Below are 18541 nucleotides of genomic sequence, written 5' to 3' on the forward strand. Positions count from 1 at the left end.
TGCCGGTGTCGCTGGCCAGCGCCAGGGTCGGGGTGGTCGGAACCGTGTTGTCCAGGGTGTATTCGCCCCCGGAATTTACAAGGCCGTTCAACAGGGGATTGCCGGCAAGATCTGTGATACCGTGGCCAGTTTTCAACGACAGTCGCACAAAGCCATTGTAATCAGCTATATCGCCACCAGAGACCTTTACCGTGTATTCGAGGGCGTTGGCACCATTGATGAGATCGAAATCGGCAGCGACGACAGCACCGCCAATGCCGACCATCTCGAAATCATCGACCGTGACATTGGCAACTTTCTCGCTGAAATTCAGCGTGATAATCAACTCGTCGGCATTGGTGAGATCGTCGGACGGCGTGCCGCGTGATATCGTCAGTTCCGGCAAAGCGGCCCATGTATTGTCGAAATCATTTTCGTCGTACCGGTCGATGACGATCGTCGCGCCCTTTGCGGATAGGTCCGCTGGCGCACCGGAATTCCCGGCGGCGTCAATCTGTCGGACGATGATATCGGTACTGCTGTAGGTGCCGTTCTTGAGCGCGAAGCCGATCCCCGTGCCGGTGGTCCAGGACGCCCCCCCGTTGGTGGAATACTTCCAGGCGGCGCCAGCTTCCAGATTGCTGACAGTAATGACATTGTCTTTGGTAATGCCGTCGCTGTCGGACGCGCCGGTATCGGTAAAGCCCAGCGTCGGTGCCGCCGGCGCCGTGGCATCAATGGCGTCGTTCGACTGGCTGATCGGCGTCGTCCAGGCGTCGGAGATGTTGCCGGCGGCATCCTTGAGCACGATGTGGACGGGGATGTCGCCCCCTGCCGCGCGGTCGCTGTCGCCCTCGCTCACCGTGTAGATGGCGGTGTAGGTGCCGCCGCCCTTGTCCTGAAGATCGGTCAGGGCGATGCCGTTCAGGCTGCCGCCGTGCAGCGACAGCCCGGCCTCCCCGGCCGTGATGGTGACGGTGATGGTGTCGCCGATCTTATAGGTCTGGTCGGGAATGCTGACGCCGGTGATGGTCGGGCGCACGCCGTCCACCTTGACATCGGCGAGGCTGCCGATGGTGCCGAGCGGCAGGGCGGCGGCGATACCGCCGGTGGTGCCGGTCAGCGTGCCGCCATTGGTTTGCAGGCTGGTGTCGGCCAGGGTGAGGCCGTCGGCATCCGCATCGCCCGTGCCGACGGTGTAGCTGAAGGCCAGCGCGGCCGAGCCGCTGCCGGAGACATATTCGGCATATGTCGTCGTGCTGCCGACGGTCAGGGCGATGCGCGGCGTGCCGCCGCTGGTATCCACCGTCACCGCCTGGTCGAAATTGACGGTGAAGGTCAGATTGTCACCGATCTTGTAGGTGCCGTTGGGCGGCAGCGTGACCGAGGTTACGTCCGGCTGCCCCACGACACTGACGGTGGAGGTCAGGTTCAGGCTGGTGCTGTTGTCGCTGGCACCGCTGTCGGTCAGGCCGGTGATGGTCACCACCCGCGCCGTCGTGCCGGGATTGGTGCTGGTGCTGCTGAACTGAATACCCTTATTAACGAGGGAATTAAAGCTGTTGGTGCTGTAAACAAGGCCTGTGACCGTCACGGTGGCGGTGCTTCCCGCCACAGCAACGGTTCCAGTGCCGGTGGCGACAGTATAGGTGCCGTCGCTGTCGAGCGCCATATTCACGCCGGCGACCGACAAGATGTCGCCGGCGCTGACATTGCTGACGGTCAGGGTCAGGCCGGTCAGGGTCTGGCCGGCATCAATGGCGCTGGAACTGGTCCCGGTGAACAGGGTCTTAGCGCTGCCCCCTTCCGTAAAGGTGGGGTTGGCGCCGGTGGCGGTCAGGGTCGGCGCTTCATTGACGTTGGTGACCGTGACGTTGACGGTCTGGCTGTCGGCCCCGCCATTGCCGTCGGACGCCTTGACGATCACTTCATACGTATTGTTGGCGCCATTGTCGCCCGGAGCTTCAAAATCCGGGGCGGATTTGAAGGTCAGGGCGCCGGTGCTGCTGTTGATATTGAAGAGGTTCTGATCCGCGCCGCCATCGATGGAATAGGTGATGGTATCGCCGGTATCGACATCGGTCGCCACCACGGTGGTGACGGTCGTGGTGTTTTCGGCGACCGTGACAGCGGCCGTGGCGCCCCCGCCGTCGGACGTGATGACCGGCGCGTCGTTCACGGCGGTGATGTTCACCTGCACGCTGCCCAGCGCCACCGACCCGTCAGCGTCGGCGGAGGACAAGGTCAGGGTCGCCTTGTTGGAGCCGTTCGCATCGGGCGTGGCCTGGAGATAGGTCACCGTGCCGTCGACCTTGAGGAAGGTTGCGATGTCGCCCGGGGCCCCCGCCAGCGTCAGCGTGCCGGTCCCGGTGCCGCTCACGGACACCCCGCCCCCCGAACTGGCCGACAAGGTGCCGGTATCGGCCGAGATGGTGAAGATGACGCTGGGGCTGTCGCTGTCGGCGAAGCTGGCGCTGGTGAATATCGTGTGCAGGCTGCTGGCGACATCCTCGGTGATGGCGACCGTACCGGCGATCCCCGTCATGACGGGAGCATTGGCACGGACGATGTTGGAGAGGATGATACTGTCAAGAAGAGCTTCGATTCTATCAGCGTCGGTCAGCGTGAGCTGAAACGACGTTATGAAATTCATGCCGGGAGTGCTGATCGTCTGATATTTAGATGCTCCCCCCGTATCTGAATAGTTGACGGCCCCGGTGATGTCTGATCTGCCCGAGGCGGAAATGACGTAGCCAAGATCATCCCCTTCCGTGGCGGAGGGGACGCTTTCTTCATTGGACAGGTCAATGGAGCTCAGCGTGAAGAAATAGCCATCCACAAGACTGAAAGTGATCGTGGCTGTGCTCTGATCGGGCGCTTGCCCCTTGGTCAGAAGGAGTGCCGACGGCGAGCCATGGGCAAGCGCTGAAATCTCAACAGTGCCGTAACTTGCGACATCAGCGAAATCCATCTTGAGCGTATAGCCATCCTGGGTCCACAGCATGTCGCCAGGATCGGCACCCTCACCAGGATTTGTTTCGCCCGTTCCGCCATCAAACGTGAAGCTGGCATCGGCGAGCGTCCCCTGAAAAGCACTCACCTGCGCCGGAACGAGCGGGAACGGCCCAAGGCCATCGGGGCGGCCAGGGTACGCCAGCGCCCACGTTCCGCCGAAACCCTCGTTACCCGTCAGATCCACGGACGCGGCGACAGTGGCACCGGTCAGGTCGGCCAGCCGGTCCACGAAGGCCGCCCCCGTTTCCCCCTTCGCCACCTCGCAGCCATAGACCAGCAGGTCGCCGTCATCGCCCAGCGCCGCCCCCAGGGCGGCAAGGTCGGCAGCGCGGGAGGCAGCAGTGGCGCCATCCAGCACCAGCGAGCCCAGGATCAGCGTCCCGGCGGCGCCGTGGGAGAAGACATGGATGGCATCATAGCCCTGCCGTGTCCGCGCCCAGGCCGCCATTCGCGCCAGCCCGTCCCCGACCGTGTCCAGCAGCACGACCTCGATACCCGGCCTCACGCCGGCGGCCAGGGTGCGCCAGTCGGCGATACCCTGGTCGATGAAGGCCACCTCCCGCCGGTCGGCATTCCGCGATGTTTCCCATCCGGCGACGACGGGAACGGGGAAAGCCCCGGCAACGGACGGGCGGGCGGAAACCGCGTCACCGGGAATCGCGGAGGAGAAGGCGTCCAGGCTCATGGAACAGGGGCTCCGGCAGGGATGACAGGAAAGAAGGGAGGTGAGAGAACGGACCAGGAAACTGTTTCTGTGAGATGGCCCGGAGGTAGTGCCGGGCAGGAATGGACAGACCGTCCGTCCATCGGGACTTATCTTGCAATAACGTGTTAACCATGTTCGTATTTTGACTAAGAATTAGTACACCCCAGAAGGGGGTCAGGCAACCCGCTTCTCCTACTTTCGCGTCAACCAAGAATTGATGTTTCTGGGGCGCTCTTCCTGCACCGGCAGCAACGAGCGCGACCTCCTCCCCTCCCTGACCGATCCGGCCCCCTGTCTCCCGTGCGATCCCGTATCCGTCATGGCGGCGTGCCTGGCCGGGGATGGAAACACCCCGCCTGAACCTGCCCGCGCCTGTCCGTCCGGCGGCATGGAGGCCCGACATCTGACGGGTGTCCGGGCATCGGCAGGCGACGAAGGGGGACCCCGCCTTCGCCCCCCGCCCCAGGAATCCGGACAAAAAGAAACCCGCGCCGCCGGGCGTCCCCGATGGCGCGGGTCAGTTGATATTGGCAGTTGGAACAACGCGCTCACCAGGAATCGGCAAGCGCTTTCAGTAGATCAACAGACAGAACAAATATCAATCTCTATTTTCTGCCCGATTGCCTTGTTGAATATTTACCAACTCTGGAAAAATTGCAAATAAAAACCCTACACACGCTTGAATTCCGCGTGCGGTTTCTTCAGATCAGATTTTCCAGGATGAGCAGACGCCCAGGTCAGGCAGCGGGCGGTCCCCGCGGCGCCGGACGCAGTCCGGCCGACCGGGAGAGCGCGACAGAGCGACGCACCGAAGGGGCGGCCCGGAGGTGGAGCGGCGGACGCACCACCGCCGGCGCCACAGGCAGCAGGGGCTCGCCCCCGCCCGGCCCCGGCATGCTGCGCTCGATCACGCGATCCGCGCGCGCGTCCGGCAGGATCAGGGGATCGTCGGAGGTTGCGGCCAGCAACGCCGCCCCCAGCGCAGCCGGCTGGCAGGCCGGAAGCGTCGGCGGCAGGGCCGCGAAGAAGACCCAGAGGAAGACGACCAGCCAGTCGAACAGACCACGGCGCCCGCGGCCGCCCGCCGACGGCGCCTGCGCCGTCCCGGACTCCCTGCCGCGGCCATGGACCGCAGCGTGCGCCCGGTGCCATCCAGGCAGCCCAGGCACACCGTTCTCGCCAACGCTGGCCGGGGCGGTGAGCGTCACTCTCAGGGAATCCGTCGATTTCTATGACTTAAGGAGTAGGCTGCCAACAGGTCGCAGGCAAGAGCCCGCCCATGCACGCGACGCCTTCACAGCCTTGCGGAAACGCCATGCGTGACCCCGGCCCACCGACGGCAGCGGAAGCGGCCGACGGCGGCACAGGCCGGGAGATCGGGAAAGGTGGGCGGCCGCCCCCGGAGGGGAGGTCGGGGCGGCCGCCCGCGGCACAGGCGGCGGGGCATGGCCGACCGGCGCCGGGACTGATCCAGGAAGGGAAACCCGGCACCGCGGGATCGGGGCGGCGCCGGACCGACGCTGCGTCGGCACAACCTTGTACGCGCCCTCGGAGGGAAACCCGACGCGGGAAGGGGAAATTCTCCCGGCGCCGGTACCCGCCCGGCACCCCGGACCGGCGTGCCCTCGTCCGGGCGGGCGGAGCCGCCGGCGTCAGGAAGTCCGCATGCCGCCGTATAAGAGAGCGACAGGGATACGGAGGCGGTCGATCGTGGATGCGAACGTCCGGGGCGCGCCCGTCCTGGTGACGCGGGACGGGCCGACCGACGAGGAGCTGATGGAGCAGGTGTCGGCAGGCGACCGCGCGGCCTTCGCCGTGCTCGCCCGGCGGCACGCGCCCCGCGCCCTCGCCCTGGCCCGGCGCCTGGGATGCGGCGCCGGTGAAGACGAGGACGTGGTGCAGGAGGCGATGGTGCGTGTCTGGCGGGCGGCGGAGCGGTGGAACCCCGACGGCGGGGCGCGCTTCACCACCTGGTTCCACCGCATCGTGCTGAATCTCTGCCTGGACCGGCGCCGCCGTCCGGCAGGGCTGGCGCTGGAGGAGATCGCCGAGCCCGAAGCGCCCGAGCGCCCGGCGCCGCAGCGGATCGCCGAGCGCCAGACAGCCGACCTGCTGTCGCAGGCGCTGGACGGGCTGCCGGAGCGGCAGCGGGCGGCCATCGCGCTCTGCTATTACGACGATCACACCGCGGCCGAGGCGGCCGCGGTGATGGGAGTCACGACGGGCGCGGTGGAACAGATGCTGACCCGGGCGCGGCGGGCGCTGCGGGGAAAGCTCCGGATGCTGGGGGTGATGGGGGCGGAGTGGGTGCCATGACGGAAACGGAATTCGAGACGATGGCGGCACGCTACGGTGCCGACATCGACCGCTGGCCGGAGCGGGAGAGGAATCCCGCGCGGCAACTGCTGGCGCGGTCGCCGACCGCGGCCGCGCTGCTGGAGCGGGAAAGAGCGCTGGACCGGATGCTGGAGGCGGTGCGGGTTCCGGTTCCGCCCGACGCGGTGGAGCGCGTCGTGAGCGGCGCCCTGGCGGCCACATTGCCCGCCACCCTGGCCGCCACCCTGGCAGACGCGCCGACCGGCACGGTGCGCGCCCCCGCACCGCGACCGACGGGGCTGCCCTGGATGGCGGCGCCGGCCGGACGCTGGCCCCAGGCCGGGCTGCTGGCCGGGGCGCTGGCGGCGGGGCTCGTGCTGGGCGTCGTCCGGCTGGACAGCCAGACGGCGGCGGGCGGCCCTGCCCTTCTCTATCCGCCCCTCACCCTGACAGCGATGGCCGGTGACGTACAATGACCATGACGCGCAAGGACTGGGCCCTGGCGGGGTCCGTCGCCCTCAACCTGTTCCTGGCGGGGGCGCTTCTGCCACCGCTGCTGTTCGGGCCGAAGCCGCCCCATTTCCGCCCGGACCCGGAAGCCATGGCGCAGCGGATCAGCCGGGGGCTGCCCCCGGCGGATGCCGCGGTGTTGCAGACGGTGCTCCGCCCCCGCGACGGCTTCCGCGACCTGGAGAAGCTGATGGAGGCGAACATCCGCGCCACCGGGGCCGCGCTGACCGCGGAGCCGTTCGATCCGGCGGCCCTGCGGGCGGCGCTCGACCGCGGCACGCAGGAGCGGGTGCGGTTCGAACAGCGCCAGCACGAGTCCATGGTGGAGGCAGCGGCCAAGCTGTCTCCCGAGGGCCGCAGGCGGCTGGCCGAGCTTCCCTTCCTGCTGGGACCGCGGCGCAGCCCCCCGCCCCCGGACAACACGGGAAGCGCCGAAGCCCCCCCTCCCGGGAGGCCGGAACCCGCCGGCGTCGCTCCCGGCGCCCCGGACCCCCATGGTCCGGGCGATGCTCAGCCGCCCCAGGGAAGCCCCGGCGACAGCGGGCGTTGAGGCGGGGGAGCCGGGGCCGACCGGCGGACGCAGCCGCCCGGCCCCGGGATGGCTCAGAACGATCAGGCGACCCCGGCCAGGGACGGGGTCGGGCAGCCGGGGCGGAGCGGCATGTCCGCCCCCTGCCCCTTCGCCGCCTGTGGACAGCAGGCCGCCCCGGCCAGGAAAAGCCGCACGGCACGGCGGATATAGAGATCCTCCTTCTCCGGATCGATCATGCGCTGCGGATCGACCAGACGGTCGAGAAAGAGCCGCCCCACGATCATGCCCAGAAAGGCCCGGGCTGCCATCGCCGGGTCCTCGATCCGCAGCAGCCCCTTGGCGCTCAGCCCGCGCAGATAGTCCGCCACCCGCGCCGCCGTCATGTCCGGCCCCGTGGCCAGGAACGTCGCCGCGACTCCCGGCACCCGCCCGCCCTCGGCGACCAGCACGCGCAGCACCGACAGGGCGTCGTCATGCAGCATGGCACGCAGGAAACCGCGCGCAAGATGGGTCAGTCCCTCTTCCGGGCGGAGCGAAGGGTTGGCCGCCACGCAATCCAGGTTTGCCTGGAACCGTTCATGGTGTGCTTCGAGAACGGCCCGGAACAGGCCCTCCTTGTCCCCGAACTGCTCATAGAGCGTTGCCCGGGAACCGCCCGCCAAGGCGATGATATCGCTCAGCGTCGTCTTCTCGAAACCCTTCTCGACGAACAGGCGCGTCGCCGCGTCCAGCAGGGCATGACGACGCGCCACGCTGCGCGGGCCGGCACATGGACCGGCCCGGTGTTCCCCGACCATCAACTCCCCTCCCCTTGCGGCGATGCCCCATACAGGCTATTTAAGTCCCCCAAGCAATGTACTGTACGGGACAGTTCATGTCCATGGGCCGCGACGCGACAAAGCGGCAGCCTCTGGTCAGCCTGCCCGAACTCGAGACAGAACAGGTTTCCCCATGCCCCGAGTGAACAAGGCGCTGACCTCCGCAGCCGCTGCTGTGATCCTTCTGCTCGCCGCCTGCGGCGAGGCTCCACAGCAGGCCGGCGGGCCGCCCGGCATGGGGCCGCAGGGCCCGGTGGAGGTTGCCGTCGCCACCGTGGAGACGAAACCCGTCCCGGTGACGACCGAACTTCCCGGCCGCACGGCGGCGTTCCGCATCGCCGAGGTGCGGCCGCAGGTGAACGGCATCATCCAGAAGCGACTGTTCCAGGAGGGGGGCACGGTCAAGGCGGGCGACCAGCTCTACCAGATCGACCCCGCCCCCTACGAGGCGACGGTCGCCAGCGCCAAGGCCGAGCTGTCCGAGGCCGAGGCCAACCTGAAGACCCAGCGGGCCAAGGCCAAGCGCTACCGCGAGCTGGTGAAGACCAGCACCGTCAGCCAGCAGGCGCTTGACGACGCCATCGCCGCGGAAGGACAGGGGGAAGCCCGTGTCGCCGCCGCGCGCGCCTCTTTGCAGAAGGCGCAGATCGATCTCGGCTACACGAAGGTCTATGCGCCGATCTCCGGCCGGATCGGCAAGTCCTCGGTCACCGAGGGCGCGCTGGTCACGGCCAATCAGGCCGCCCCGCTGGCGACCATCCAGCAGCTCGACCCGATCTATGTCGACATCACCCAGTCCGTGTCCCAGCTCATGCGGCTGCGGCGCGACATCGCCGAAGGGCGCGTGCTCTCGACCAACGGCCGGACCCCGGTGACGCTGGAGATCGAAGGCGTCGAATACGGCACCCCCGGCGAATTGCAGTTCGCCGACGTGACCGTGGATACCGGCACCAACTCGGTGCTGCTCCGTGCCGTCGTGCCCAACCCGAACCAGGAGCTGCTGCCGGGCCTGTTCGTCCGGGCCCGGGTGCTCCAGGGCGCGCGGGAGGACGCGATCCTGATCTCGCAGCGGGCGGTGGTGCGCCAGCCGAACGGCAGCGCCATGGTCTGGGTCGTGGGCGACGACGGCATCGTCAACCCCCGGCCGGTCCAGGCGGCACAGGCCATCGGTTCCGACTGGCTGGTCACCGGCGGGTTGAAGCCGGGCGAGCGGATCGTGATGGAAGGCCTTCAGAAGATCCGTCCCGGCGCCCCGGTCAAGCCGGTTCCCGTGGCCGCCGCGCAGGTGGCGACCGGTCAGCCTGCCGCGCCGCGGCAGGCTGACTGACCCCCGGGAAAACGGCCCGACAGAGCGTCAGGCATATCCGCGCCGGCAGGCGCGCGGCAGACATCTGGGCGGCCCGTGACGTCTGACGTCCCGGGCGCGCAAAGGACACCGACATGGCCAAGTTCTTCATCGATCGCCCGATCTTCGCCTGGGTCATCGCGATCGTCATCATGCTGGCCGGCGCGCTTGCGATCCTGCGACTGCCGATCGAGCAGTACCCGACGATCGCGCCGCCGGCGGTCACCATCACCGCCTCCTACCCGGGTGCCTCCGCCAGTACGCTGGAGGACACGGTCACCCAGGTGATCGAACAGAAGCTGACCGGTATCGACTATCTCCGGTACTTCTCCTCGACCAGCGACTCGCAGGGCAATGTCAGCATCACCCTGACCTTCGAGCCGGAGGCCGATCCGGACATCGCCCAGGTCCAGGTGCAGAACAAGCTGCAACTCGCCATCCCGCAGCTCCCGCAGGAGGTGCAGCAGCGTGGCCTGACGGTGACCAAGTCGGCGCGCGACTTCCTGATGGTGGTGGGCTTCGTGTCCACCGACGACTCGATGACGGAAGGCGAGATCTCCGACTACGTGGCCTCGACCATCCAGGACCCGATGAGCCGCGTTCCCGGTGTCGGCACCGTGATCGTCTTCGGCCCCCAGAATGCCATGCGCATCTGGCTGGACCCGGAGCGGATGAATTCCTACGGGATGACGGTCACCGACGTCATCAATGCCATCGAGGCGGAGAACGCCCAGATTTCCGCCGGCCAGCTCGGCGGCGCCCCGTCGGTCCCGGGCCAGCAGCTCAACGCCACCATCGTGGCCCAGACGCGCATGCGCACGGCCGAAGAGTTCGTCGGCATCCTGCTGCGCGTGAACGCGGACGGCTCGCAGGTGCGGCTGAGCGACGTGGCGCGGGTCGAGCTGGGCCAGGACAGCTACGAGATCAAGGGCCGCTACAACGGCAAGCCGGCCTCCGGCCTCGCCATCCGTCTCGCCACGGGGGCCAATGCGCTCGATACGGCAGAGGCGGTGCGCGCCCGCGTGGCGGAACTGAAGCCCTTCTTCCCGGCGGGGCTGGAGGTGATCTATCCGCTGGACACCACCCCCTTCATCAAGCTGTCCATCGAAGGGGTGGTGCATACGCTGCTGGAAGCCATCGCCCTGGTCTTCCTGGTGATGTTCGTCTTCCTCCAGAACTTCCGGGCGACGCTGATCCCGACCATCGCCGTGCCGGTCGTGCTGCTCGGCACCTTCGGCATTCTTTCGGCCTTCGGATTTACGATCAACGTCCTGACCATGTTCGCCATGGTGCTGGCGATCGGCCTGCTGGTGGACGACGCCATCGTCGTGGTCGAGAATGTCGAGCGCGTGATGGCGGAGGAGAAACTGCCCCCGCGCGAGGCGACGCGCAAATCCATGGAGCAGATCACCGGGGCGCTGATCGGCATCGCGCTGGTGCTGTCGGCCGTGTTCGTTCCCATGGCCTTCTTCGGCGGCTCGGCGGGCGTGATCTACCGCCAGTTCTCGCTGACCATCGTCTCGGCGATGGGCCTGTCGGTGCTGGTCGCCCTGATCCTGACGCCGGCGCTGTGCGCCACCATCCTGAAGCCCCACGCCGATGGCGGCCACGCTCATACCCGCGGCCCCTTCGGCTGGTTCAACCGGGGCTTCGACCGCAGCCTGCGCGCCTATCAGGGCGGCGTCCGCGGGGCCGTCAACCGGCTGGGCCGGTATGGCATCGCCTATGTGCTGATCCTGATCGGGCTGGGCGTGCTGTTCTCCCGCATGCCGACCTCGTTCCTGCCGACGGAGGACCGCGGCCAGCTCTTCGTGCTGTGGACGGCGCCGCCGGGCGCCACCCTGGAACGCACCCTGGAGACGGCGAAGACCGTCGAGAAGCATTTCCTGGAGACGGAGAAGGACGCGGTCGAAGGTCTGTTCACGGTCAGCGGCTTCAGCTTCGCCGGCCGTGGCCAGAATGCCGGCATGGCCTTCGTCCGCCTGCGCGACTGGGAGCTGCGTGACGCCCCCGCCCTGAAGGCGGAAGCCGTCGCCGGCCGGGCCATGGGCACCCTGATGCGGGTGAAGGACGCCATGGTCTTCACGATCATGCCCCCGTCCGTGCCCGGCCTGGGCAATGCCACCGGCTTCGAGATGCAGCTCGTCGATCGCGCGGGCGTCGGGCACGAGGCGCTGATGCAGGCCCGCAACCAGCTTCTGGGCATGGCGGCACAGGACCCGCGTCTGGCCGGCGTCCGCCCGAACGGCCTGGACGATTCCCCGCAGTACCGCGTGGACGTGGACCGGGAGAAGGCGCGCGCCCTGGGCCTGTCGCTCGCCGACATCAACCGGACCCTCCAGACGGCCTGGGGATCAAGCTACGTCGACGACTTCATCGACAATGGCCGCGTGAAGCGGGTCTATGTCCAGGCGGATGCCCCCTACCGCATGCTGCCGGGGGACATCGACAACTGGTATGTGCGGAATGCGTCCGGCCAGATGGTCCCCTTCTCGGCCTTCGCAACCGGGCACTGGACCTACGGCTCGCCGCAGCTGGAACGCTACAACGGTGTGCCGTCGGTGAACATCCAGGGCTCGGCCGCACCGGGGATCAGCTCCGGCGAGGCGATGTCCGTGATGGAGGAACTGGTCGCCAGGCTCCCCCCCGGCATCGGCCTGGAATGGACCGGTCTGTCCTATGAGGAGCGGCTCACCGGGGCACAGGCGCCGGCGCTGTACGCCCTCTCCACCCTGGTCATCTTCCTCTGCCTTGCGGCGCTGTATGAAAGCTGGTCGGTGCCGGCGGCGGTGATGCTGGTCGTGCCGCTGGGCGTGTTCGGGGCCGTCGTTGCCGCCCTGGGCCGCGGTCTGCCCAGCGACGTCTATTTCCAGGTCGGCCTGCTGACGACGATCGGCCTTGCCTCGAAGAACGCCATCCTGATCGTGGAGTTCGCAAAATCGCTCTACGAGCAGGGCATGGGATTGATCGAGGCGACGATCGAGGCGGCACGGCTGCGCCTGCGACCGATCCTGATGACCTCGCTGGCCTTCATCCTGGGCGTGCTGCCGCTGGCCATCGCCAAGGGGGCCGGTGCGGAGAGCCAGAACGCCATCGGCACCGGCGTGATGGGCGGCATGATCGCGGCCACCGTGCTGGCGATCTACTTCGTGCCGGTCTTCTTCGTCGCGGTGATGAAGGTGACCACCCGCTGGCGCGGTGCCCCGACACCGCAACAGCAGCCCGGCGCGGCCGACTGAGGCCACGGGCGGACATCGGGTGACAGGGAACGGCGGCCGGCCTCCGGCCGCCGTTTCCGTTCCGGCCCTCCCCGGTGAAGAACGGAAGGACCTGTGCGGAAGGAGGGGGACGGGGACATCCACGCGGACGGGACCCGGCGGTTAAGGTCCCGGCAACGGTCCGGGCTGTAGGGAATCTGTAACACTTCCGATTTCCCGCCCCGGACCGCCGATGAACGCCGCCCTGACCAAGGCAACCCTGACGGCCCGTCGCCTCGCCCGGGTCCGCGCCCCTGCCCCGATCCCCCCGGTCGCCGGATCAGGACCCGGGCCGGAAGTGGCGCCCACCCGCGGCGAGCGCATTCCCCTGCGGCAGACGCCGCTGCGCGCCTGGCTGGCGGTGCCCGTGCTGGGCGGCGCCCATGTCTGGTCGGACGTCTTCGTCATCGGCGAATGGCGGGTACAGCACCATGCGTTGACCGGTCAGCACCGCCTGCTCGATCCCGGCCGCGGCACGGTGCTGTCCGGCAGCCGGGCGGACTGTCTGGCCGCGGTCCCGCGCGGTCTGCGGGTGCCGGCCCACGTCGTCATCCTGCTGCACGGGCTGGGCTGCGGGCATGATGCCATGGAGCCGCTGGAGTCAGCGCTGCGCCGCCACGGGCGGCACGCGGTCAATCTCGGCTATGCCAGCCTGTTCCGGGGCATGGAGGAGAACACCCGGGCCCTGGGAGAGGTGCTGGACGCCCTGGCCGACCACGGCGCCCGCGAGGTCTCCTTCATCGCCTACAGCCTGGGCGGGCTGATCCTGCGCTGTTCGCTGCGGCCCGATGCGGCGTGGCGGCGGCGGTTGGACTGCCGCCGCGCGGTGCTGCTGGGCACGCCGAACCAGGGCAGCCAGCTCGCCGCCCGGCTGGTCGCCACCTCCCTGCTGGGGGTCGCCGGCCCGGGCGGTCTTGCCACCCTGCCCCGGCATGCCCGCTCCCTGCCCGTCCCGGACTTTCCCTTCGCCGTGGTCATGGCCGGACGCGGCGACGGGCGCGGCATCAATCCCTGGCTGGACGGCGACAATGACGGCGTCGTGCGAACCGCCGAGGCCTGGCTGGACGGGGCAGAGGACGGACTGTTCGTGCGGAGCGATCACTGGAGCCTGCAACGGCGCCCGCCGGTGGCCGATGCGGTGCTGCGCTATCTCGACGGCGGACGCCTCGCCACCGCCTGACAGGGCGTGTCGCCGGCGGGTTCAGGCGTGCAGATCGCTCTCGGAGAAGCGGAGCATGTGCTCCGGTGTGGCACGGAGCGGCCCCACGGCAGGACCGTAGATGTAATCGACCCCCGCTCTGGCAAGGGCCAGGGCCGTCTCCCCGTGCCGGACACCCCCGGCATAGAGATGCAGGCCCCGCCTGTTCAGGGCGGCGAGGAGGCGCAGAACCTCGGGCAGGCGGGCCGGTGTCTGCACCGGCAGCGGCAGGTCCATGCCGACCATGGAGAGGCCGCCCGTCACCAGCGGGGCGGGATCGATCTGCCCCAGATCGAGGTGCGCCAGCACCGCCCGGCTGAAAGGCTTCAGCATCCCGACCAGTTCAGCCAGCCGCCCCGCCGGCACGCCGGGTCCCAACCCGTGCAGCCAGAACAGGATGAAGGGCGTCAGGTGGCGGGGCGTCTCCCGGCAGATGTCCATGTAGGCGCTTCGCCGCCCCGCCTGCGCCAGCGTCTCGACATGTACAGGCACGGAGATCAGGAGCCGGAAACGGTTCTCGAACAGCTCGGCCAGAACGGACCGTGCCTCCATCAGCACGAGCCCGTCCAGCGAGGCGATGGAGTCCGGCCGGTGGTCGGACAGTACCTCATAGCCGACACCATGCATCCCGCCCGACCCTTCGCGGACGGCGCGGGCCAGATAGGTGGTCACGGCACCGGCACGCACATCCCACACCGGCTCGTAGCGCAGCTCGATGGGCGGCGGCACGGGAAGCGACGATGGCTGCGGCGCGCCCGGAACCGGACGGGCCTCGCCCGCTCCTCCGGGCTGGGGCACGGCAGCCCCCGCCAGCGGTCCGGGCGCGCCCCCGCTGCCCAGGCCCCCGCTGCCCGTCGGCACCTCGCCCGCAGGGGCCTGGGCAGCGGGAATCTGGGCCGCCGGTAGACCCGGGGTCGCTGCCGGGGAAGCCGCCGCAGGGGGGACCCGTGAAGCGGGCGCCGTCTCATCCATCATGCTGTGCAGCGGCACCCGTTCGACGGCCAGCGACCGCGCATCGATGAGGACCGTCTCGAAGACAAGACCGGTGAGATCGGGCGTGCCCAGCAGGAGAGCATTCAGCCGGGCGATGAAGCGGGCACAGCGGGCCTGTGCCTCCGCCTTGTCCAGATGGGCGAAGACGACGATGTAGTGGTCGTCCTCGAAGCGGAACCAGAGATCGTCCGGCCCCGACAGCTCGACCAGCATGTGCTCGGCCAGCATCTGCACGCGGGCGGCTGCGGCCGGCCAGCGCGGCCCCAGATGGGCCTTCAGCACGTCCAGCCCGATCAGGTTGAGACAGGCGGCCGAAGCCTGGGGATGTTCCTCGATGAAATCGCGCAACCGCCGACGCAACGCCGCGGACGTCCAGAGATGCTCGTCCGGATGACGCTCATCGCCGGCGGCTTCGGTGCCGAGCACATCCTCCAGCCACGCCGTGAAGCGGCGGACGAACGGTGTCAGAACACCATAGGGCATGGGCCGCTCCCCGGTCGGAACCGATGCCGTCCCGGCCTCCCTTTCATGCCGGGCGCCATTCTCCTCAAGAGTAGCGCGCCGGCAGGCTTCTGTCGCGCCCCACGGGCCATCTCCGAAGCAGAGGATCAGGAGTCCGACGTGTCCTCCTCACCCGGCGGCGGCACCGTCTGGAGGATCGGCTTGCGGCCGTTGTGGGTGAAATAGACGCGGCGCTGTGAATTGGAGATGAGAACGCGATGCGCCAGGAACCAGTCGGCCCCGATCAGCATCTGCGGCAGGTCCTCGACCTGGACGTTCAGGCGGGAGAACCGCGGTTGGTAGCGGCTGTAGCGGTGCATCGGCACGATGCGCAGCTTGGGATTGCGGATCATCTCATCGCCGATCTGCAACGTCTCGAAGGTGGCGACATGGTTCCTGACGACCTTCTTGCCGATGCCGACCGACGCGCCGGCCTCCACCACATCGGGGCTGTCCTCCGTGACACCCAGGCGACGGGCGGCATCCGCGTCGATGACGGTCGTGCTGGCGCCGGTATCCAGGATCGCCTTCACCGGCTTTCCGTTCAGCAGGACGGTGATCTCGGCCCGGCCCTTCGTGTCGTTCAGGTCGGCCAGCATGAACTGCTGCGGCGACCAGTGGGCCAACGCCGTCCCGTCACAGTCCTGGGGAGCGTAGAACGCCATCTTGCCACCGGCGAGATCGACCTCGATGTCGAACTCGGAGAAGACATCGTAGCCCAGCAACATGCCGATCTCGGCATTGCCCAGCGCCTGCTCACCGGCAACGAGCCAGCGGCCGTCCTTCACGACATGGTCGCCGATCCGCAGCTCCTCCACCCGGGCCGCCTTGGGCCGGGTGGCGCCGCCGACCCCGTACATCATCAGGCCGTTGACCTGGGTCATCCTGAGATCGAGGCGCTCGACCAGGTCGCGCCAGAGAATCGTCTGCTGAGCGCCGGTATCCACCAGGATGCGCATGGGCGTGCCGTTGATGGCGCCATCGGTAAGGGGCTGCGGGCCGTGCATGGTGATCGGCAGATGACCGGCGGCCCGGAGCTTGCACGCCTGCGCCGGGGAGGAGACGACGGCAAGTCCGAACAGGAGAAGGACCAGGGCGGGCCGCAACGCCGCCTTCCAGACAGAACGCATTTCCACCCCCACGCCAGGATGAGGACCGGCGGGAGCGCCCGCGCGGAACGCTCCCGTTCATCCGAGCATACGCATCAGGGGCACAAAAGCAATCATGACGCGATTGCATTCAAACGCATGCTACCTTTGAGAAGTATCCCGCGGCACCGCCCCTGCGCGGCAGCCCGGGTCAGGCCCCCTGGGCGGAGACGGTGGCGGCCGCCGGCCGGCGCGCCCCGCGCAGGCGGAGCCCCGTCAGCAGCAGGCCGGCCGCGATGGCGAGCAGGGTCAGGTTGACGCCGAGCGCGGCGCCGGTCAGGGCGTCGCCCCCGAAGCGGAGCCCATGCGCCAGCACGACCAGCAGGATCGCGCTGCCGCTTGCCAGCAGCAGGCGGGCACGGGTGCGCGCCTCGTCATCCCACCACTGCGCCAGCCCGGCCGTCGCCAGCAGGGTCCCCCAGAACAGCGCGACGGAGGCGATGCCGGTGCCGAGCGACAGCAGCGCCGTCAGCGCCAGGGCCAGCGGGGCGCCCCAGACGGCGCCCGCCCAGACGTTGTTCCAGGCATCCCGGCGCCGCCGCTTGACCAGCCAGAGATTGACCCCGGTGACGGAGACGACCGTCAGCGCCAGCCCGAACAGGGCATAGACGATCTTCACCGGCAGCCCGCCGAAATGGCCGAAATGCACCCGGTAGACGGAGAACAGGACCTGCTTGCCCGCCTCCCCGTCGGCGAATCCGGCCGGCCCCAGATACGCGCCGGTGGAATCGAAACGGTACTGCTCGGCATAGATCAGCCGGTCGGGATGCTGCGCCCCGACGATCATGTACTGCTGCGGCGTGCCGACATCCTCGACCGTCACGTAGAAGGGCCGGGTGCCAGGGGCGATGGCGGGCATCGCGGCCAGCGCCCGGTCGATGCCCAGCGGGCCCGGTGGCTGCTCCAGCGCCGGCTCCGCCCCGAACACGGCCGCCATCGCCTTTTCGGTATCGCCGCCGAAATAGGTCCCGGCGAAAAGCGGCAGCAGCAGGGTGGCGACCCCGAAATAGGCCCCGGTGACCGCGATCACCAGATGGAACGGCGCGCCCCAGACGCTGAGCCGGTTGTGCAGGTCGGCCTGTTCGAGCTGGCGTGACCCGCGCAGCCGGAGCGCGAAGGCGTCCTTGAAGATGCGCGGGTGCGCCACGAAGCCGGAGACGATCAGACCGCAGAGCATCGCCCCCAACGCCCCGACGACGATCAGCCCGAGCGTGGACGGCAGGTGCAGATAGACGTGCAGATGCTCCAGCAGGTGCGTCCACTCGTGGCTGACCGCTCCGGCGATCGTACCGTCCGGGTTGACGGCCCAGCCCTCGGTATCGGAAGCGATGAGCAGGCGCGGCATCTCCTCCGTCGGCAGCAGCACGTACATGTGGTGGGTGTCCCCGACGCCCCCCGCCATCACCGTGCCATAGGCGCGCGCGACCATGGCCGGGTCGTAGGCGGTGAACTCCGGCACGTCGGGCTGCTCCCAGCGCTCGAACTCGTGCACGAAGACGATCAGCGCACCGGACAGGCAGATCAGGTACATCAGGAACCCGGCCAGCAGCCCCAGCCAGGAATGGCTCGACAGGGAGCGGCGGACCAGCGCGGGCGAGGGCGCGAAGGGCATGGGGACCTCCTTGGCCGGAGCGGTCTCGGTCAGACGACGATGGCGACGCCGCCGACCAGGGCGGCGGCCACCATCCCCAGGACAGGGCGCAGCGGCCGCGGATCGGCGGTGACCCAGTAGGCGGCACAGCCCCAGACCACCGGCATCAGCAGGGCGGACAGGGCCATGCGGTCCACGACGGTCCAGGGCAGCAGGCGGGACAGCCCGACGGTGGCGACCGCGGCGGCGGCGGCGGCGGCGGGCACCGCCAGGACGAACAGCAGCAGGTGGCGCCGGACGCCCCGGCCCGGTCCGGTCTCCGCAGCCTCGGCGCCGCCGGCGACGGCCGCCTGACGCCGGGGCCGGCGCAGTTCGGCCGCGGCCAGGACGCCGGCCCAGCCCGCACCGGTGAGGGCCAGCAGCGCGTAGGCCGTGCCGAACTCCGCCCCCGCGGCCCGGACCCAGGGCAGCAGCGACACCGCCAGCAGCAGCCAGCCCGCGGCGACCAGCCAGCCGGCGCGCGCCGGCCGGCGCCGCCAGCAGAGGTACAGCAGGCCCACCCCCGCCCCCGCCGCCGCGACGGCGGCCAGCGCCATCGGCATCGCTTCAGGCATCGTCCCTCCTCCCATGGC

At 69.0% G+C, this 18541-nt stretch carries 13 protein-coding genes; 6 read left to right on the forward strand and 7 right to left on the reverse strand.

The window, feature by feature from the left end; all coding sequences use genetic code 11:
* A partial coding sequence (locus ACFQPS_RS17960) for a DUF4347 domain-containing protein (RefSeq protein WP_377360598.1) occupies nucleotides 1–3679 on the reverse strand: 3679 nt, incomplete at its 3' end.
* 758 nt (nucleotides 3680–4437) lie between these two features.
* A complete protein-coding gene (locus ACFQPS_RS17965; protein ID WP_377360599.1) occupies nucleotides 4438–4908 on the reverse strand; it encodes a hypothetical protein in 471 nt (156 codons plus the stop codon).
* Nucleotides 4909–5410: 502 nt separating this feature from the next.
* Here ACFQPS_RS17965 and ACFQPS_RS17970 point away from each other — a divergent pair.
* The 3 genes from ACFQPS_RS17970 to ACFQPS_RS17980 are packed head-to-tail and all read left to right on the forward strand — an operon-like array spanning nucleotide 5411 to nucleotide 7076.
* Nucleotides 5411–6016, forward strand: coding sequence for a sigma-70 family RNA polymerase sigma factor (locus ACFQPS_RS17970; RefSeq protein WP_377360600.1), 606 nt, complete (start codon nucleotides 5411–5413; stop codon nucleotides 6014–6016).
* A complete protein-coding gene (locus ACFQPS_RS17975; protein WP_377360601.1) occupies nucleotides 6013–6492 on the forward strand; it encodes a hypothetical protein in 480 nt (159 codons plus the stop codon). The genes ACFQPS_RS17970 and ACFQPS_RS17975 overlap by 4 nt, the downstream gene beginning before the upstream one ends.
* Nucleotides 6489–7076, forward strand: a complete 588-nt coding sequence (locus ACFQPS_RS17980; protein ID WP_377360602.1) for a periplasmic heavy metal sensor — start codon at nucleotides 6489–6491, stop codon at nucleotides 7074–7076. Before ACFQPS_RS17975 ends, ACFQPS_RS17980 begins: the two co-directional genes overlap by 4 nt.
* A gap of 62 nt (nucleotides 7077–7138) precedes the next feature.
* Here the strand turns inward: ACFQPS_RS17980 and ACFQPS_RS17985 are convergent, their stop codons facing one another.
* Nucleotides 7139–7810, reverse strand: coding sequence for a TetR/AcrR family transcriptional regulator (locus ACFQPS_RS17985; protein ID WP_377360603.1), 672 nt, complete (start codon nucleotides 7808–7810; stop codon nucleotides 7139–7141).
* Between the two features lie 199 nt (nucleotides 7811–8009).
* On the opposite strand from ACFQPS_RS17985, the gene ACFQPS_RS17990 reads away from it, so the two are divergent.
* The 3 genes from ACFQPS_RS17990 to ACFQPS_RS18000 all read left to right on the forward strand — a co-directional run bounded on the left by ACFQPS_RS17990 (nucleotide 8010) and on the right by ACFQPS_RS18000 (nucleotide 13658).
* Nucleotides 8010–9203 carry an efflux RND transporter periplasmic adaptor subunit gene (locus tag ACFQPS_RS17990; RefSeq protein WP_377360604.1) on the forward strand — a complete coding sequence of 398 codons (1194 nt, stop codon included), beginning with the start codon at nucleotides 8010–8012 and terminating at the stop codon, nucleotides 9201–9203.
* A 113-nt stretch (nucleotides 9204–9316) separates the two neighbouring features.
* Nucleotides 9317–12460 carry an efflux RND transporter permease subunit gene (locus ACFQPS_RS17995; RefSeq protein ID WP_377360605.1) on the forward strand — a complete coding sequence of 1048 codons (3144 nt, stop codon included), beginning with the start codon at nucleotides 9317–9319 and terminating at the stop codon, nucleotides 12458–12460.
* 211 nt (nucleotides 12461–12671) lie between these two features.
* Nucleotides 12672–13658, forward strand: coding sequence for an esterase/lipase family protein (locus ACFQPS_RS18000; RefSeq protein ID WP_377360606.1), 987 nt, complete (start codon nucleotides 12672–12674; stop codon nucleotides 13656–13658).
* 21 nt (nucleotides 13659–13679) lie between these two features.
* On the opposite strand, the gene ACFQPS_RS18005 is transcribed toward ACFQPS_RS18000, so the two are convergent.
* The 4 genes from ACFQPS_RS18005 to ACFQPS_RS18020 all read right to left on the reverse strand — a co-directional run bounded on the left by ACFQPS_RS18005 (nucleotide 13680) and on the right by ACFQPS_RS18020 (nucleotide 18523).
* Entirely contained in the window at nucleotides 13680–15152 is a 1473-nt protein-coding gene (locus ACFQPS_RS18005; RefSeq protein WP_377360607.1) for a hypothetical protein, read from the reverse strand.
* A gap of 125 nt (nucleotides 15153–15277) precedes the next feature.
* Entirely contained in the window at nucleotides 15278–16300 is a 1023-nt protein-coding gene (locus tag ACFQPS_RS18010; protein ID WP_377360608.1) for an aspartyl protease family protein, read from the reverse strand.
* Nucleotides 16301–16469: 169 nt separating this feature from the next.
* Nucleotides 16470–17930: a PepSY-associated TM helix domain-containing protein gene (locus tag ACFQPS_RS18015; protein WP_377360609.1), complete on the reverse strand. Its 1461-nt coding sequence runs from the start codon at nucleotides 17928–17930 to the stop codon at nucleotides 16470–16472.
* 29 nt (nucleotides 17931–17959) lie between these two features.
* A complete protein-coding gene (locus ACFQPS_RS18020; RefSeq protein WP_377360610.1) occupies nucleotides 17960–18523 on the reverse strand; it encodes a hypothetical protein in 564 nt (187 codons plus the stop codon).
* Nucleotides 18524–18541: the final 18 nt, after the last annotated feature.

Origin of the sequence: Rhodocista pekingensis (assembly GCF_042665545.1) — a bacterium.
Lineage (GTDB): Bacteria > Pseudomonadota > Alphaproteobacteria > Azospirillales > Azospirillaceae > Rhodocista > Rhodocista pekingensis.

What these genes read in the sequence shown, in the direction of transcription:
- ACFQPS_RS17975 (WP_377360601.1), top strand. Translation starts at nt 6,013, where the DNA reads ATGACGGAAACGGAATTCGAGACGATGGCGGCACGCTACGGTGCCGAC.
- ACFQPS_RS17980 (WP_377360602.1), top strand. Translation starts at nt 6,489, where the DNA reads ATGACCATGACGCGCAAGGACTGGGCCCTGGCGGGGTCCGTCGCCCTC.
- ACFQPS_RS17990 (WP_377360604.1), top strand. Translation starts at nt 8,010, where the DNA reads ATGCCCCGAGTGAACAAGGCGCTGACCTCCGCAGCCGCTGCTGTGATC.
- ACFQPS_RS17995 (WP_377360605.1), top strand. Translation starts at nt 9,317, where the DNA reads ATGGCCAAGTTCTTCATCGATCGCCCGATCTTCGCCTGGGTCATCGCG.
- ACFQPS_RS18000 (WP_377360606.1), top strand. Translation starts at nt 12,672, where the DNA reads ATGAACGCCGCCCTGACCAAGGCAACCCTGACGGCCCGTCGCCTCGCC.
- ACFQPS_RS18005 (WP_377360607.1), bottom strand. Translation starts at nt 15,152, where the DNA reads ATGCCCTATGGTGTTCTGACACCGTTCGTCCGCCGCTTCACGGCGTGG.
- ACFQPS_RS18010 (WP_377360608.1), bottom strand. Translation starts at nt 16,300, where the DNA reads ATGCGTTCTGTCTGGAAGGCGGCGTTGCGGCCCGCCCTGGTCCTTCTC.
- ACFQPS_RS18015 (WP_377360609.1), bottom strand. Translation starts at nt 17,930, where the DNA reads ATGCCCTTCGCGCCCTCGCCCGCGCTGGTCCGCCGCTCCCTGTCGAGC.
- ACFQPS_RS18020 (WP_377360610.1), bottom strand. Translation starts at nt 18,523, where the DNA reads ATGCCTGAAGCGATGCCGATGGCGCTGGCCGCCGTCGCGGCGGCGGGG.